Origin of the sequence: Enterobacter cloacae complex sp. SYL001 (genome assembly GCF_049237025.1) — a bacterium.
Taxonomy (GTDB): domain Bacteria; phylum Pseudomonadota; class Gammaproteobacteria; order Enterobacterales; family Enterobacteriaceae; genus Enterobacter; species Enterobacter intestinihominis.
On the sequence record NZ_JBMKJI010000034.1, the window covers coordinates 26,264 to 41,611 of the forward strand.

A 15,348-nucleotide genomic window follows, 5' to 3' on the forward strand; every position below is an offset into this window, starting at 1 on the left:
TGCCGTTCTGGCAAGTTGGTCATTGTTTTATCAAGGAACCAGTAGTATGCGTAAAATCGCATTGTTCATTGCGATGCTTCTGATACCGTGCATGTCGTTTGCCGGGCTGCTTGGCAGTAATAGTTCAACGACGCCGGTCAGCAAAGAGTATAAACAGCAGTTGATGGGATCCCCGGTTTATATTCAAATCGTCAAGGAAGAGCGCACACTCGATCTGTTTGTCAAAATGGGCGAGACGTATCAACTGCTCGATAGCTACAAAATCTGTAACTATTCTGGCGGACTGGGGCCGAAACAGCGCCAGGGTGACTTCAAAAGTCCGGAAGGGTTTTACAACGTTCAGCGTAACCAGCTAAAACCGGACAGCCGCTTCTATAAAGCGATTAACATCGGTTTCCCCAATGCCTTCGACCGTGCGCACGGTTACGAAGGGAAATACCTGATGATCCACGGCGCCTGCGTGTCTGTCGGCTGTTATGCGATGACGGATTCCGGCATTGATGAAATCTTCCAGTTTGTCACGGGCGCACTGGTCTTCGGCCAGCCGAATGTTCAGGTCAGCATCTATCCGTTCCGTATGACGGATGCCAACATGGCGCGCCATAAGTACTCTGTTTACACAGATTTCTGGAAACAGCTAAAACCGGGTTATGACTACTTCGAGCAGACCCATAAGCCGCCGGTGGTGTCCATCGTCAATGGCCGTTACGTGGTGAGTAAACCGCTCAGCCATGAAGTGGTTCAGCCTCAGCTGGCGTCAAATTACGCGGTCCCCGAGACAAAATAGCGCCCACTCGCCTGGCATGATCTTTTGCCAGGTTTCGTTGCCCGTCAGCGGCTGCGTTGCAATGACAGTGACCACATCGTTCGGTGTGGTCTCCTTCTGAAAATCAATTTCCACATCCTGATCGAGCAGCGTGGCGACGCCAAACGGCGCACGTCGGGTGATCCAGAACAGATTCGTCGAGCAGAATGCCATCACGTAGCGTCCGTCAGACAGCAGCATATTAAACACGCCCTTCTCGCGTAACTCAGACGCCAGTGACGCTATGTACTTAAATACTGCGGTCATGTTGCCGGGCGTACGGGGGTAGCGCTCGGTCAGCTTGTGCAGCAGCCAGCAAAATGCTTTTTCGCTGTCCGTTTCACCGACAGGACGAAAATTGCCGGTTTCCAGTGATTTATAGCCCGAGAGCTGCCCGTTGTGCGCATAGGTCCAGTTACGTCCCCACAGTTCACGGGTAAACGGATGGGTATTTTCCAGCGCCACTTCGCCACGATTGGCCTGGCGGATATGGGCGATCACCGAACAGGATTTAATAGGATAGTCCTGCACCAGTCTGGCAATGGGTGAGTTAAAGCTGGGCTGTGGATCTTTAAACTTGCGACATCCTTTGCCTTCGTAGAAGGTAATGCCCCAGCCGTCTTTATGCGGCCCGGTTCCTCCACCGCGCTGAACCAGCCCGGTGAAACTAAAGCAGATATCGGTTGGCACATTGGCGCTCATCCCGAGCAGTTCGCACATAGAACACCTCCACAACAGCGGGGGGCACCGGCGCCCCCCAGCGAAGTCTTACTTAACCATCTCTTTTTCGATCAGTTGGATCAGGATGTGGATCACTTTGATGTGAATTTCCTGAACGCGATCCGCATAACCGAAGTGTGGTACACGGATTTCAATGTCCGCTGTACCGTCCATCTTACCGCCATCTTTCCCGGTCAGGGTGATCACTTTCATGCCCTTCTCACGCGCGGCGGCGATCGCTTTGATCACGTTAGCGGAGTTACCGGACGTGGAGATCCCCAGCAGCACGTCGCCTTCACGGCCTACGGCTTCAACGTAGCGGGAAAAGATATGGTCGTAACCGAAGTCGTTGCCTACACAGGAGATGTGGCTCACGTCGGAAATCGCAATCGCCGGGTAGCCCGGACGGTTTTCGCGATAGCGTCCGGTCAGCTCTTCGGCGAAGTGCATGGCGTCACAGTGGGAACCGCCGTTACCGCAGGAAAGCACTTTACCGCCGGCTTTGAAACTGTCGGCAAGCAGGACCGCCGCGCGCTGAATAGCGTGAATATTGGCATCATCTTTCAGAAAATTCGCCAGCGTTTCCGCCGCTTCGTTCAGTTCGTTACGAATAAGATCCTGGTACATGAGGATAATCCTTCAGTATTGATGAAATAACACAGTGGAGTGTACCGGATAGCAGTAAAAGCGAGAAGCTAAAGCCATGCGAATCGTCCGGCGTTTTGATTTTTTGTGCCGGCTAAAACGCGAACAATGTGAACCAGGTTGTAATTATTTTGTAAACACATTGCTAAAGGAAATGACATCAACTACAACCATATCATCACAAGTGGTCAGACCTCCTACAAGCAAGGGAGCTTTTCTTTATGATGATTTTGAGCATTTTCGCAACCGTTGTGCTGCTCGGGGTGTTGTTCTATCACCGTGTCAGTTTATTCCTGAGTAGCCTGATTCTTCTGGCCTGGACGGCTGCACTTGGCGTCGCTGGCCTGTGGAATATCTGGGTACTTGTTCCCCTGGCAATCATTTTGCTGCCGTTTAACCTGACGCCGATGCGTAAGTCGATGATCTCCGCGCCGGTGTTCAAGGGATTCCGTAAAGTGATGCCGCCGATGTCGCGCACGGAGAAAGAAGCGATTGATGCGGGCACGACCTGGTGGGAAGGCGATCTGTTCCAGGGCAACCCGGACTGGAAAAAGCTGCACAACTACCCGCAGCCGCGTCTGACCGCCGAAGAACAAGCCTTTATTGACGGCCCGGTGGAAGAAGCCTGCCGCATGGCGAACGATTTTGCCATCACTCACGAAATGGCCGACCTGCCGCCTGAGCTGTGGGCATATCTGAAAGAGCATCGCTTCTTCGCGATGATCATTAAGAAAGAGTACGGCGGTCTGGAATTCTCCGCTTACGCTCAGGCTCGCGTCCTGCAAAAACTGGCGGGTGTTTCCGGGATCCTGGCGATCACCGTTGGCGTGCCAAACTCCTTAGGCCCGGGCGAGCTGTTACAGCATTACGGTACGGAAGAGCAGAAAGATCACTATCTGCCGCGTCTGGCGCGTGGTCAGGAAATTCCGTGCTTCGCGCTGACCAGCCCGGAAGCCGGTTCTGATGCCGGTGCGATCCCGGATACTGGCGTGGTCTGCATGGGCGAATGGCAGGGCGAACAGGTGCTGGGCATGCGCCTGACCTGGAACAAACGTTATATCACCCTGGCGCCTATCGCCACCGTACTCGGTCTGGCGTTCAAACTTTCTGACCCGGAAAAACTGCTGGGCGGTGAAGAAGATTTGGGCATTACCTGTGCGCTGATCCCAACCTCGACCCCGGGGGTTGAAATTGGTCGTCGTCATTTCCCGCTGAACGTACCGTTCCAGAACGGCCCGACTCGCGGTCAGGATATCTTTGTGCCGATTGACTACATCATCGGTGGTCCGAAAATGGCCGGCCAGGGCTGGCGTATGCTGGTGGAATGTCTGTCGGTGGGCCGCGGCATTACCCTGCCGTCGAACTCTACCGGCGGTCTGAAATCGGTGGCGATGGGGATTGGGGCTTACGCGCATATCCGCCGTCAGTTCAAAATCTCCATCGGCAAGATGGAAGGTATCGAAGAGCCGCTGGCGCGTATTGCGGGCAATGCCTACGTGATGGACGCCGCAGCCTCGCTGATTACCTACGGTATTATGCTGGGCGAGAAACCCGCCGTGCTGTCGGCGATTGTGAAGTACCACTGTACCCACCGTGCACAGCAGTCAATTATTGATGCAATGGATATCGCAGGCGGTAAAGGCATTATGCTTGGCGAAGGCAACTTCCTGGCGCGCGGCTATCAGGGTGCACCGATTGCCATCACCGTGGAAGGGGCAAACATCCTGACCCGTAGCATGATGATCTTCGGCCAGGGTGCGATTCGTTGCCATCCGTACGTGCTGGAAGAGATGGCCGCTGCGCAGAATAACGACGTGGATGCCTTCGACAAGCTGCTGTTCAAACATATCGGTCACGTTGGCAGCAATGAAGTTCGCAGCTTCTGGCTCGGCCTGACGCGGGGGCTGACCAGCGCGACGCCGACCCGCGATGCAACCAAACGTTACTACCAACACCTGAACCGTCTGAGCGCTAACCTGGCGCTGCTGTCTGACGTCTCCATGGCCGTTCTGGGCGGAAGCCTGAAGCGTCGCGAACGCATCTCCGCCCGTCTGGGTGATGTGCTGAGCCAGATCTTCCTGGCCTCTGCGGTGCTGAAACGCTACGACGATGAAGGCCGTCAGGAAGCGGATCTGCCGCTGGTGCACTGGGGCGTGCAGGATGCGATGTATCAGGCGGAACAGGCGATTGACGACCTGCTGGCAAACTTCCCGAACCGCTTCGTGGCGGGCGCCCTGCGCGCGGTGATCTTCCCGACCGGTCGTCACCATCTGGCACCGTCTGACAAGCTGGATCATAAAGTGGCGAAGATCCTCCAGGTACCAAGCGCAACCCGTTCCCGTATTGGCCGTGGTCAATACCTGGAACCTACCCCGCATAACCCGGTAGGTTTGCTGGAAGAAGCGCTGCTTGACGTGATGGCCGCCGACCCGATTCACCAGAAGATCTGCAAACAGCTGGGCAAAAACCTGCCGTTTACACGACTGGATGAGCTGGCAAAACAGGCGCTGGCGGGTGGCATCATCGACAACAGCGAAGCTGCGATTCTGGTGAAAGCCGAAGAGAGCCGTCTGCGCAGTATTAACGTGGATGATTTCGAACCAGAAGAGCTGGCGACTCAGCCGGTAAAGCTGCCAGAGAAGCACCGCAAACCTGAAGCGGCATAAGGTATTTTGCTCTCACAAACCCCGCCCCGCGCGGGGTTTTTTATTGCCACAATTTCTGGTAATGACGTGCTACAGTGTCAAAAAGTGTTTATTAAGGAGCCTGTATCGTGCCTGGTTTAAAGATTTCTGTTTTGCAGCAACCTTTAGTGTGGATGGACGGCCCCGCCAACCTTCGCCATTTTGATCGCCAGCTGGAAGAGATTACCGGACGCGATGTGATTGTCCTGCCGGAGATGTTCACCACAGGTTTCGCGATGGAGGCAGCAAAACAGTCCATGCCGCAGGACGAGGTGGTGGCCTGGATGCACGCCAGGGCGCAGGAAACAAACGCGCTGATTGCCGGTAGCGTCGCACTCCAGACCGGGCGCGGACCGGTCAACCGCTTCCTGCTGGTCGAGCCGGAAGGAAACGTCCATTTCTACGATAAGCGCCATCTGTTCCGCATGGCGGATGAACATCAACATTATGAAGCCGGAAGCGAACGCGTGGTATTTGAATGGCGTGGCTGGCGTATTCTGCCGCTGGTCTGCTATGACCTGCGCTTCCCGGTGTGGTCGCGCAACCGCAACGATTATGACCTGGCGTTGTACGTCGCCAACTGGCCCGCCCCACGCTCGCTGCACTGGCAGGCTTTACTGACCGCGCGCGCAATTGAAAATCAGGCTTATGTCGTTGGCTGTAACCGCGTAGGAACGGACGGCAACGGGCATCACTATCGCGGTGACAGCCGGGTGATCAGTCCGCAGGGTGAGATTATTGCCACCGCCGAGCCGCATCAGGCGACACGAATTGACGCTGAGATCTCGTTAACGGCGTTAAAGGAGTATCGGGAGAAGTTTCCGGCCTGGCAGGATGCAGATCAGTTTACGATCGGATAAACGCAACCCGCGATGTTACCCTGGCTTATCGCCTTGCGTAACATCAGGGAAAAGCAGAAATGAAAAAGGCCCACGTTATAAATAACGTGGGCCTGAATAGTGGCGGAACGGACGGGACTCGAACCCGCGACCCCCTGCGTGACAGGCAGGTATTCTAACCGACTGAACTACCGCTCCACTGTTCCCGTTTGGGGAACGAGGCGAATATTACGGTTTGCCTCTGAACTCGTCAACGCTTTTTCTCAGGTTTTGAATCGTTTGCTGCAAAATTCACCCAAACGGTGATTTAACAAACGTTTCGGCACATTTTCACGTGCGCCACAAACAGCTTCCGCCCTTCTTCTGCACTAAATCGAGACGAGATTCATGGTTCATCAGTTCTTCATCACTGGCTAAAACAACCCGCAGGCGATTCGCCTGACGCACAATGCGCTGAATTCCCCCTTCATCCCGCGTCTGCTGGGATTCATTTTCCATACTGAATTTCATCGACGTTTGCCCGCCGGTCATGGTCAGGTAGACATCGGCCAGGATCTGGGCATCGAGCAATGCGCCATGCAGCGTTCGCTTGGTGTTGTCTATCTCATAGCGAGAGCACAGGGCATCAAGGCTGTTACGCTTGCCGGGGAACATCTTCCTTGCCAGCGCCAGGCTATCCGTGACTTTACAGAACGTATTCGTCTTCGGAATATCACGGTTGAGCTTGCTGAACTCATAGTCCATAAAGCCGATATCGAACGACGCGTTATGAATGACAAGTTCCGCACCTCTGATGTAGTCGAGAAATTCATCTGCGACGTCGGCAAAGGTGGGCTTATCCAGCAAAAACTCGTCGGCAATTCCGTGAACGCCGAACGCTTCCGGGTCCACCAGCCGATCGGGTTTGAGGTAAACGTGGAAGTTGTTGCCCGTAAGGCGACGGTTCACCACTTCAACGGCACCAATCTCAATGATTTTATGCCCTTCGTAGTGGGCGCCAATCTGGTTCATACCGGTGGTTTCGGTATCGAGAACAATCTGGCGAGTAATTGCAGTGCTCATAGCGGTCATTTATGTCAGACTTATCGTTTTACTGAACGTTTCAAATACAGGAAGTCTACCAGAGATGCGTAAACAGGTAGAAATTTTCACCGATGGATCTTGTCTCGGTAACCCAGGGCCCGGCGGCTATGGTGCCATTATGCGCTATCGCCAGCATGAAAAAACCTTTAGTGAAGGCTATTTCCTGACCACCAACAACCGCATGGAGTTGATGGCGGCCATCGTGGCGCTGGAAGCGTTAAAAGAACATTGCGACGTGGTGCTGAGTACCGACAGCCAGTATGTCCGCCAGGGCATTACCCAATGGATCCACAACTGGAAAAAACGCGGCTGGAAAACGGCAGAGAAAAAACCGGTCAAGAATGTCGATCTCTGGAAGCGTCTTGATGCCGCCCTCGGTCAGCACGAAATCAAATGGGAGTGGGTAAAGGGGCACGCCGGTCATCCTGAAAACGAACGCTGTGACGAGCTGGCTCGCGCGGCGGCATCCAACCCAACCCATGAGGATGCAGGTTATCAACCTGAATCCTGATCACGGTTTTTTGTACTGCCGCGTGGCCCCCACGGTCTGGCGGATCCGCGTTTTTGATTTGCTTTGCTTCATTGGGTTGAGCGTAAGGGGGATCGTCCTCTTACGCGCGACAATAAATTGCATGCAGCCCAGCGCGGGTAAATGGGTGCTTAATAAGACCCCGCCTTTACGCGTCCAGGGGATGACCTGAAAACCCCCATAGCTCAGCACTTCGAAATTTAACAGTGAAAGCCAGTCCAGCTGGCGCATCATGGTAAACATCCTGCTGTTATAGGGCGGCGTGCGGCGCAGAACGGGCGTCAGTTTACGTAGCCCCATCAGACTCAGCGGATTAAAACCGCTCAGGATCAGCCAGCCGTCATCAATCAAAACGCGGTCGGCTTCCCGCAGCAGACGATGGGGATCGCTGCACCAAGGCAGCGTATGGGCGAGCAGACAGGCATCAATGGATTTTTCCGCAAACGGCAAATGCAGCGGATCCGCTTTCACCTGAACCGGGGAGCCATTAAGCGATACGCTAACCTGATGCGAGATAGCGCAGCTTTCGGTATTGATTTCTGCGCTCAGATTGCCAATCTTAAGCAGGTGAAAACCATACATTTTCGCGAGCCAAGGTTTAAGCTGAAGTTCTAAGGCCTCGCGATAATATTCACCCCAGGGCAACTCTGCCCAACGTTCCGGTGGTGCGACAGTCTGAGGTATCCTTGCCGGTTTCATCAAAACACCCGCCACGCTATAAGAGGTAATGCATGAATCTTATCAGTATTTCCGCCTTTCAGGACAATTACATCTGGGTTTTAGTCGACGACGATCGCAGATGCATCATTGTTGATCCAGGCGAATCCGCACCGATCCTGCACGCGATAAAAGAAAACGGCTGGCAGCCTGAAGCGATCCTACTTACCCATCACCATCACGATCATGTCGGCGGTGTTCCCGATCTCCTTGCGCGCTATCCTCATCTTCCCGTCTACGGACCGGCAGAGACACAGGATAAGGGTACGACGCAAGTTGTCGAAGAAGGCGAAAGTATCCTCATCCTCGGGTGGGAGTTTTCCGTATTTGCTACGCCAGGTCACACTTCCGGTCATCTCTGTTTCTACAGCAAACCTTATCTGTTTTGTGGCGACACGCTGTTTTCTGGCGGCTGTGGAAGGCTGTTTGAAGGCACGCCAGAACAGATGTATCAATCTTTACAAAAAATTAATGCGCTTCCAGCCGACACCGTAATTTGTTGCGCACATGAGTATACATTAGGGAATATGAAGTTTGCTGCAAGCGTGCTGCCTGAGGATCGGGCGATTCAGGATTATTACCTGAAAGTGAAGGAGTTACGTGCAAAAAACCAAAAAACACTCCCCGTAATTCTGAAAAATGAACGACAAATTAATTTATTTTTAAGAACTGATGATGTTGATTTAATTAATAAAATTAATCAAGAAACAAATTTGTTACAACCTGAAGCGCGATTTGCATGGTTAAGGTCAAAGAAAGATAACTTCAGATAATTGCGGGTTGCCTTTTCAAAATTTCGCCGTTATCATCGCTCGTCTTTTAAGCAACTATTGACACACACATGAAGGCAAAAGCGATATTACTCGCCTCTGTCCTGCTTGTAGGTTGCCAGTCACAAAACGGCAGCAACGTACAACAGCACGCACAGAGCCTTTCTGCGGCTGGTCAAGGGGAAGCAGGGAAGTTTACGAGTCAGGCGCGATGGTTGGACGATGGGACATCCTTCGCGCAGGAACAAGACTTGTGGGCCTCTATTGGCGACGAGCTAAAGATGGGAATTCCGGAAAACAGCCGGATTCGCGAACAGAAACAGAAGTATTTGAGAAATAAGAGCTATCTCCACGATGTAACATTACGGGCAGAGCCGTATATGTACTGGATAGCCGGGCAAGTTAAGAAACGTAACATGCCTATGGAACTGGTACTACTACCCATAGTGGAGAGCGCTTTTGACCCGCACGCGACGTCTGGCGCCAATGCAGCAGGCATCTGGCAGATCATTCCGAGCACAGGGCGAAATTATGGTTTAAAGCAGACCCGCAACTACGATGCGCGTCGTGATGTTGTCGCTTCAACGACAGCCGCTCTCGACATGATGCAACGTCTGAACAAGATGTTTGACGGCGACTGGTTATTGACTGTCGCGGCGTATAACAGTGGTGAAGGTCGTGTACTGAAGGCAATGAAAGCGAATAAAGCGCGTGGAAAATCCACAGACTTCTGGTCGCTCTCGCTGCCACAGGAAACAAAGATTTACGTACCGAAAATGCTGGCACTGAGTGACATTCTCAAGAACAGCAAACGTTACGGTGTACAACTGCCAACACCAGACGAAAGTCGTGCACTGGCGCGTGTCCGCCTCAGCAGTCCGGTTGATATTCAACAGGTTGCCGATATGACGGGTATGTCGGTAAGTAAGCTTAAAACCTTTAATGCAGGTGTTAAAGGCTCCACGCTGGGTGCTAGTGGCCCACGCTATGTGATGGTTCCGCAGAAACATGCGGAACAGTTACGAGAGTCTTTAGCTTCGGGTGAAATCGCAGCCGTTCAGTCCACGCTGATCGCTGATACGTCGCCTGTAAGCAGCCGCAGCTATAAGGTGCGTTCAGGTGATACGCTTTCAGGTATTGCATCACGTCTTGGCGTGAATGCGAAAGATCTCCAGCAGTGGAATAATCTGCGCGGATCTGGTCTGAAAGTGGGTCAAAAGCTGAACGTAGGTGCAGGTAGCAGCGCACAGCGTCTCGCTAAAAACAGCGATAGCATTACCTATCGCGTACGTAAAGGCGACTCGCTGTCCAGTATTGCTAAGCGTCACGGCGTAAACATCAAAGATGTGATGCGCTGGAACAACGATACTGACAACCTGCAACCTGGCGACCAGCTGACGTTGTTTGTGAAAAACAGCGCTACGCCAGATTCCTGATAGTACGTTCGCTTGTTAAAAAGGCACCGATTCCCCTCGGTGCCTTTTTTGTTTATCCTGCTTTTTGCGCTTCAGCCATAATGGTGTCGCTAGTAAACGAACCATCGTCATGCAGCTCAAAGTACGCCTTCACATCAGCAGAGGCGCTCTCCTGGTACAATCGGATCGCCTGAGTTAATGCCTCGGGGGTGCGCATCCGCGCAATCCATGACGCAAACTCCAGCGGCAAACGGTCGGTTATCAATGAGCGTGAAATCAAGCCGGCTTCGGTGATAAACGTAAGCCACTCTCCACTGGAGTAGTTTTGCACGTGCGAGGTATCACGCAGCGCTTCAACCGTCTGGAGCCAGATATTTCGTACCGGATGTCCGGGAGACATCACGTCCATGATGATGAAGATTCCGCCCGGTTTGAGTACGCGTTTTACTTCCCGTAATGCCTGCCCCACATCATGCCAGTGGTGTGCAGAGTAACGGCTAATCACAACCTCAAACGATGCATCCTCAAAGGGTAAAGATTCAGCGTAGCCCTGTCGCGTCGTGACGTTATTCAGCCCTTTCGCTTTCGCCGCTTCAGCAACCACATCCAGCATCTGGCTCGATAAGTCATACGCCGTCACCTGAGCAACCTGCTGTGCGGCGGTAAAACTGGCGTGCCCCGCTCCGCAGCCTAAGTCCAGCACGTGCGCGTCAGGAAACGCGGCGAGCCGTTCGCCGAGACGTACCAGATCGCGGCCAGAGGCATGTACGGCACTGCTCAGGTAGGCACTTGCCTGAGAACCAAACTGTTTTTCGACGTTGTCATGATGGGAGTGTGTTGTTGTCATGTTGCTGTCCTTTTATGGGTTAAAAAATAAAGGGCAGCACCCGCACAGGCCTGCCCCACGGCAGACCTGACGCACCATTATTTATCAGGTTTGCCGGGACTGAATTCAACTAGTAGAGGATTATGATCGGAGGCGCGCGTCACCAGAACGGAGGCGTCGTGCACGCTTAAACCCCGATAGAAGACAAAATCGAGAGGACGACCAAACGCTTTCTTGCGCTGGTCATCGTTAAAACGAACTTCACGCAGCGACATTTCACGCGCGAAGCGGTATAACGCGTTCATACGCGGACGGCTCCAGGCATTGAAGTCCCCGGCCATAATGATCGGCCCACTGTGATGAGCAATCTGATCGCCGATGGGAAGTAACTGCTTACTGTACACATCAACACCCAGGCTGAAGTTCACCGCATGAATGTTTACCACCATCAGCAGACGGGTGTCGGGCAACGGATAGACCGTGACCAGCGCTGATTTTGCCAGACGCAGGATCGGCTCACGTTCACGCAGCGGGCAGCAATAGACCGGATGTGCGGCTGAAAGGGTCATCACCCCGGAAGGATGCTGTGGCAGAACAAAGGCAGGCACCTGATCGGCTGCAAGATAGTTCGTCGTTGCAAACCTGACCAGTTCAGGCGTGGTTTGCGCCTCCTGTAACAGAACCAGATGCGCATCTTTACCAAAATTTTGAAGTACGGATAACCACTCCGCACGCTGTTGCTTAAAGATGTTCCACACCAGTACGCGAATTTTTTCGTCACTGCTTAATGGAGTGCCCGCTGGTAATGCCTGGCTAAGGCTCGCAAACGACCCCGGAGGCAAGATCCTCTCCGCAGGCATTCCGGCAACATAACGCATGGCATAGGTATTTTTTCGCACTTTTGGAAACGGCCTCTGTAACATTAACCAGCCCGGAAAACGGACTGGTTCTAATGTTATAGGGATTTTAGGTCACACTTTCAACGCAATTACTGAGAAACCGCTTTCCAGTTTTGTAAGCAAGCACTTACTGACACTTATCCAAGTGCGACGCGAGCGGGTTTATCAAGCCGTCCACTAAGACCAATAAGGAGGAAAGCGATAAGCACAATTACCGCACCAATCCATGGCGTTTGGGTTAATCCAACACGTTCAACCACCTGCCCACCAATAACCGAACCGAGTGCGATACCGATATTAAATGCGGCGATATTCAGCCCAGATGCGACATCCACCGCATTAGGCGTATAACGTTCGGCTTTCTGCACAACATATACCTGCAATCCCGGCACGTTACCAAAAGCGAATATCCCCATAACCAACACCGTTACCAGCGCGGCGTATTGCATCGATGCGGTGAACTGGAAAATCATCAGCAGGGCAACCAGGGCGGCGAAGATGAATTTCAGCGCCGGTACCGCACCATGCTTATCCGCAAGCTTGCCGCCCCAGATATTGCCGATTGCGACGGAGATACCGTAGCCCAGTAAAATCTAGCTCACCGCGCCCGGAGAAAAACCAGCCAGTTCCTGCATCATCGGTGCAAGGAAGGTGAACGCAGTGAACACACCTCCATAACCCAGGGCCGTAACGGCATAGATCAGCAGCAGGCGCGGGTGTGTCAGAACTTTAACCTGATCGCTCAGGCTGGCGCTCGCGCGCCCCGGAATACTGGAGGGCACCAGCAGCAGGCTGGCTACCAGAGCAATCACGCCCAACAGCGATACCGCGAGGAAGATTTCACGCCAGCCAAAATGTTGTCCGATAAACGTTCCTAACGGCACGCCGGTGACCAGCGCGACGGTTAAGCCACCAAACATAATCGCAATGGCTGACGCCGCTTTCTCTTTTGGCACCAGGCTGGTTGCAATCGTGGAACCGATGGAGAAGAAGACACCGTGCGCGAGGCCTGTCAGCAGGCGGGCAATGACCAGCGTGGAGTAATCCGGTGACTGCCACGCCAGAATATTGCCAGCGGTGAAGAGCACCATCAGGGCAACTAACAGTTGTTTACGTGGAAAGCGTCCAGTCAGTGCGGTCAGCACAGGCGCCCCAACAGCGACGCCTAACGCGTAAATAGATACCAGCAGCCCGGCAGAAGGCAGCGAGATAGCTAGTTGTTCAGCAATGGTAGGAACAAGTCCTACAATAACAAATTCGGTCGTGCCAATTGCAAAGGCACTGATCGTCAGGGCAAGAAGCGCCAGTGGCATAAAATACTCCGTCTCTTCAGGATTAAGATGACAGGCAGTATGCGCCAGTGTTTAAATAACAAAAATGGTTAGAATCTCAATAGAATTTTGCAGGTGATGCAATAATGAAAGCCACATCGGAAGAACTGACTGTCTTCGTTGCCGTTGTTGAAAGCGGCAGCTTCAGCCGTGCTGCCGAACAGCTCGGGCAGGCGAACTCCGCCATCAGCCGCTCGGTGAAAAAGCTGGAGATGAAGCTCGGGGTGAGTCTGCTCAACAGAACAACGCGGCAGCTCAGCCTGACGGAAGAAGGTGAACGTTATTTTCGACGCGTGCAGTCCGTTTTGCAGGAGATGGCGGCAGCAGAAACGGAAATCATGGAATCTCGCAGCACGCCGCGTGGGCTGCTGCGCATAGATGCGGCGACGCCGGTCGTGCTGCATTTCCTGATGCCGTTGATTAAACCCTTCCGCGAACGCTACCCGGAGATGACCCTGTCTCTGGTCTCCTCTGAGACGTTCATTAACCTGATTGAGCGTAAAGTTGACGTGGCGATCCGCGCGGGAACCCTGACGGATTCAAGTTTACGCGCTCGCCCTCTGTTCACCAGCTACCGCAAAATTATCGCGTCACCGCAATATATTGCAGAGCATGGCAAACCTGAGACCGTTGAGGAGCTGAAGCAGCACCTGTGCCTGGGCTTTACGGAGCCTGTCTCGCTGAACACCTGGCCCGTGGCCTGTCATGACGGACAACTTCATGAGATCACCTGCGGACTTTCGTCTAATAGCGGGGAAACGCTGAAACAGCTATGTCTTGAAGGAAACGGGATCGCCTGTTTATCAGACTATATGATTGATAAGGAAATAGCCGCGGGCCAGCTAGTTGAGCTAATGGCTGACAAACGCTTACCTGTAGAGATGCCTTTTAGCGCGGTGTATTACAGTGACAGAGCAGTAAGTACGCGCATACGCGCATTTATCGACTTCCTTAGTGAGCATATAAAAACAGCTCCCGGAGGAGCTGTATGAGGGTTTAAAGGCACAGAGGGAGGGTTTTTATTAATCCCAGTTAGGTGCTAACCCTTCGGGGCTGACCAGACGATCGTTGCATTCCAGTGCAGCGATCGCTTTTTTATCTTCATCATTGAGCTGGAGATCCCACGCTAACAGGTTACTTGCCAGGTTTTCACGTTTGGTTGAAGACGGGATCACGGCATATCCTTCACCTATCGCCCATGCCAGGATCACCTGTGCAGCTGTTGCATTGTGTTTTTCAGCGATGCGCGCAATCACTTCATCTTTCAGGGCCTTACCATATGCCAGCGTCATGTACGAGGTGATGTGAATGCCATGCTGTTTCGCCCAGTCCACAAGTTTGCGGTTTTGCAGGTAAGGAGAGAGTTCAATCTGGTTAGTAGCAATATTCTCTTTACCCACTGCGGCAATGGCTTTTTCCATCAATGGGATAGTGAAATTCGAGATACCAATTTCACGCGTCAAGCCCTGCTCTTTTGCTTCCAGCAGCGCCTGCATGAACTCTTCTACGGAGACGGCATCGCCAGGTGATGGCCAGTGGATCAGCGTCAGATCAACATAGTCAATACGCAGCTTTTTCAGACTTTCCTTCAGACTTGGGATCAGCTTGTCTTTGCTGAGGTTCTCAATCCAGATTTTGGTGGTGATGAAAAGCTCATGGCGCGGTACGCCGCTCTCCTCGATAGCCTGACCTACGGCAGCTTCGTTGTCATAAATCTGCGCCGTATCAATAGCGCGATAGCCCAACTCGAGTGCGGTTTTAACAGATGCGATAACAACGTCGTCCTTCAGGCGAAAAGTGCCCAGACCCAGTGCAGGGATAGTCATATCATTCCTCAATCGTTATGTTCGTAAACTGAGGAGGATTATCGCTGTGGTTGTTATGTCGAAAAAGATCGTAAAATGCAGAGGATTTTTGCTAATTTCGCAATAGTAAAACGACAGATAAGAAAAAATCCCTGAGCGTTAGCTCAGGGCTTTTAATAAGTGGCGGAACGGACGGGACTCGAACCCGCGACCCCCTGCGTGACAGGCAGGTATTCTAACCGACTGAACTACCGCTCCACCGAATACTTCTGTAACCACC

General features: G+C 52.9%; 14 protein-coding genes, 2 tRNA genes and 1 pseudogene. 7 read left to right on the plus strand and 10 right to left on the minus strand.

Going from position 1 to position 15,348, the window contains the following annotated elements; all coding sequences use genetic code 11:
• The first annotated feature begins 46 nt into the window (after positions 1-46).
• The gene (dpaA, locus tag ACOTZP_RS21630; RefSeq protein ID WP_271075077.1) at positions 47-787 is read left to right on the plus strand and encodes a peptidoglycan meso-diaminopimelic acid protein amidase; all 741 of its coding nucleotides are present in this window, start codon (positions 47-49) and stop codon (positions 785-787) included.
• Here dpaA and ACOTZP_RS21635 read toward each other — a convergent pair.
• Positions 758-1,525: a class II glutamine amidotransferase gene (locus ACOTZP_RS21635; protein ID WP_421633782.1), complete on the minus strand. Its 768-nt coding sequence runs from the start codon at positions 1,523-1,525 to the stop codon at positions 758-760. The genes dpaA and ACOTZP_RS21635 overlap by 30 nt on opposite strands.
• A 48-nt stretch (positions 1,526-1,573) precedes the next feature.
• Positions 1,574-2,152, minus strand: a complete 579-nt coding sequence (gene lpcA, locus ACOTZP_RS21640; protein ID WP_003863232.1) for a D-sedoheptulose 7-phosphate isomerase — start codon at positions 2,150-2,152, stop codon at positions 1,574-1,576.
• 239 nt (positions 2,153-2,391) lie between these two features.
• Between lpcA and fadE the strand changes: the two genes are divergently transcribed.
• Together fadE and ACOTZP_RS21650 are read left to right on the plus strand one after the other, a co-directional pair.
• Positions 2,392-4,836: an acyl-CoA dehydrogenase FadE gene (fadE, locus tag ACOTZP_RS21645; RefSeq protein WP_023299388.1), complete on the plus strand. Its 2,445-nt coding sequence runs from the start codon at positions 2,392-2,394 to the stop codon at positions 4,834-4,836.
• Between the two features lie 107 nt (positions 4,837-4,943).
• A complete protein-coding gene (locus ACOTZP_RS21650) occupies positions 4,944-5,714 on the plus strand; it encodes an amidohydrolase (protein WP_271075076.1) in 771 nt (256 codons plus the stop codon).
• A gap of 100 nt (positions 5,715-5,814) precedes the next feature.
• Here the strand turns inward: ACOTZP_RS21650 and ACOTZP_RS21655 are convergent.
• Both ACOTZP_RS21655 and dnaQ read right to left on the minus strand, forming a co-directional pair.
• A tRNA-Asp gene (locus tag ACOTZP_RS21655) sits at positions 5,815-5,891 on the minus strand.
• Positions 5,892-6,023: 132 nt separating this feature from the next.
• Positions 6,024-6,755: a DNA polymerase III subunit epsilon gene (dnaQ, locus tag ACOTZP_RS21660; protein ID WP_003863237.1), complete on the minus strand. Its 732-nt coding sequence runs from the start codon at positions 6,753-6,755 to the stop codon at positions 6,024-6,026.
• Between dnaQ and rnhA the strand changes: the two genes are divergently transcribed.
• A complete protein-coding gene (rnhA, locus tag ACOTZP_RS21665) occupies positions 6,709-7,287 on the plus strand; it encodes a ribonuclease HI (RefSeq protein WP_160840538.1) in 579 nt (192 codons plus the stop codon). The genes dnaQ and rnhA overlap by 47 nt on opposite strands.
• On the opposite strand, the gene ACOTZP_RS21670 is transcribed toward rnhA, so the two are convergent.
• Positions 7,288-8,004: a class I SAM-dependent methyltransferase gene (locus ACOTZP_RS21670; RefSeq protein ID WP_017383714.1), complete on the minus strand. Its 717-nt coding sequence runs from the start codon at positions 8,002-8,004 to the stop codon at positions 7,288-7,290.
• A 32-nt stretch (positions 8,005-8,036) separates the two neighbouring features.
• Between ACOTZP_RS21670 and gloB the strand changes: the two genes are divergently transcribed.
• Entirely contained in the window at positions 8,037-8,795 is a 759-nt protein-coding gene (gene gloB, locus ACOTZP_RS21675; protein ID WP_022650425.1) for a hydroxyacylglutathione hydrolase, read from the plus strand.
• Positions 8,796-8,863: 68 nt separating this feature from the next.
• Positions 8,864-10,228, plus strand: a complete 1,365-nt coding sequence (mltD, locus tag ACOTZP_RS21680; RefSeq protein ID WP_271075075.1) for a murein transglycosylase D — start codon at positions 8,864-8,866, stop codon at positions 10,226-10,228.
• Between the two features lie 52 nt (positions 10,229-10,280).
• On the opposite strand, the gene ACOTZP_RS21685 is transcribed toward mltD, so the two are convergent.
• From ACOTZP_RS21685 to ACOTZP_RS21695, 3 genes and pseudogenes are all read right to left on the minus strand, one after another.
• Complete coding sequence (locus ACOTZP_RS21685; protein WP_213843047.1) at positions 10,281-11,054, minus strand: class I SAM-dependent methyltransferase; 774 nt, start codon at positions 11,052-11,054, stop codon at positions 10,281-10,283.
• Positions 11,055-11,131: 77 nt separating this feature from the next.
• Positions 11,132-11,932: an endonuclease/exonuclease/phosphatase family protein gene (locus tag ACOTZP_RS21690; RefSeq protein WP_032621812.1), complete on the minus strand. Its 801-nt coding sequence runs from the start codon at positions 11,930-11,932 to the stop codon at positions 11,132-11,134.
• Between the two features lie 137 nt (positions 11,933-12,069).
• Positions 12,070-13,245, minus strand: a pseudogene (locus ACOTZP_RS21695) (MFS transporter).
• Between the two features lie 104 nt (positions 13,246-13,349).
• On the opposite strand from ACOTZP_RS21695, the gene yafC reads away from it, so the two are divergent.
• The gene (gene yafC, locus ACOTZP_RS21700; RefSeq protein ID WP_022647124.1) at positions 13,350-14,255 is read left to right on the plus strand and encodes a DNA-binding transcriptional regulator YafC; all 906 of its coding nucleotides are present in this window, start codon (positions 13,350-13,352) and stop codon (positions 14,253-14,255) included.
• A gap of 30 nt (positions 14,256-14,285) precedes the next feature.
• On the opposite strand, the gene dkgB is transcribed toward yafC, so the two are convergent.
• Complete coding sequence (gene dkgB, locus ACOTZP_RS21705; RefSeq protein WP_271075074.1) at positions 14,286-15,089, minus strand: 2,5-didehydrogluconate reductase DkgB; 804 nt, start codon at positions 15,087-15,089, stop codon at positions 14,286-14,288.
• Positions 15,090-15,249: 160 nt separating this feature from the next.
• Positions 15,250-15,326, minus strand: a tRNA-Asp gene (locus ACOTZP_RS21710).
• Between the last annotated feature and the right edge of the window lie 22 nt (positions 15,327-15,348).

What these genes read in the sequence shown, in the direction of transcription:
- fadE (WP_023299388.1), top strand. Translation starts at nt 2,392, where the DNA reads ATGATGATTTTGAGCATTTTCGCAACCGTTGTGCTGCTCGGGGTGTTG.
- dpaA (WP_271075077.1), top strand. Translation starts at nt 47, where the DNA reads ATGCGTAAAATCGCATTGTTCATTGCGATGCTTCTGATACCGTGCATG.
- lpcA (WP_003863232.1), bottom strand. Translation starts at nt 2,152, where the DNA reads ATGTACCAGGATCTTATTCGTAACGAACTGAACGAAGCGGCGGAAACG.
- dkgB (WP_271075074.1), bottom strand. Translation starts at nt 15,089, where the DNA reads ATGACTATCCCTGCACTGGGTCTGGGCACTTTTCGCCTGAAGGACGAC.
- ACOTZP_RS21685 (WP_213843047.1), bottom strand. Translation starts at nt 11,054, where the DNA reads ATGACAACAACACACTCCCATCATGACAACGTCGAAAAACAGTTTGGT.
- ACOTZP_RS21670 (WP_017383714.1), bottom strand. Translation starts at nt 8,004, where the DNA reads ATGAAACCGGCAAGGATACCTCAGACTGTCGCACCACCGGAACGTTGG.
- dnaQ (WP_003863237.1), bottom strand. Translation starts at nt 6,755, where the DNA reads ATGAGCACTGCAATTACTCGCCAGATTGTTCTCGATACCGAAACCACC.
- yafC (WP_022647124.1), top strand. Translation starts at nt 13,350, where the DNA reads ATGAAAGCCACATCGGAAGAACTGACTGTCTTCGTTGCCGTTGTTGAA.
- mltD (WP_271075075.1), top strand. Translation starts at nt 8,864, where the DNA reads ATGAAGGCAAAAGCGATATTACTCGCCTCTGTCCTGCTTGTAGGTTGC.
- gloB (WP_022650425.1), top strand. Translation starts at nt 8,037, where the DNA reads ATGAATCTTATCAGTATTTCCGCCTTTCAGGACAATTACATCTGGGTT.
- ACOTZP_RS21635 (WP_421633782.1), bottom strand. Translation starts at nt 1,525, where the DNA reads ATGTGCGAACTGCTCGGGATGAGCGCCAATGTGCCAACCGATATCTGC.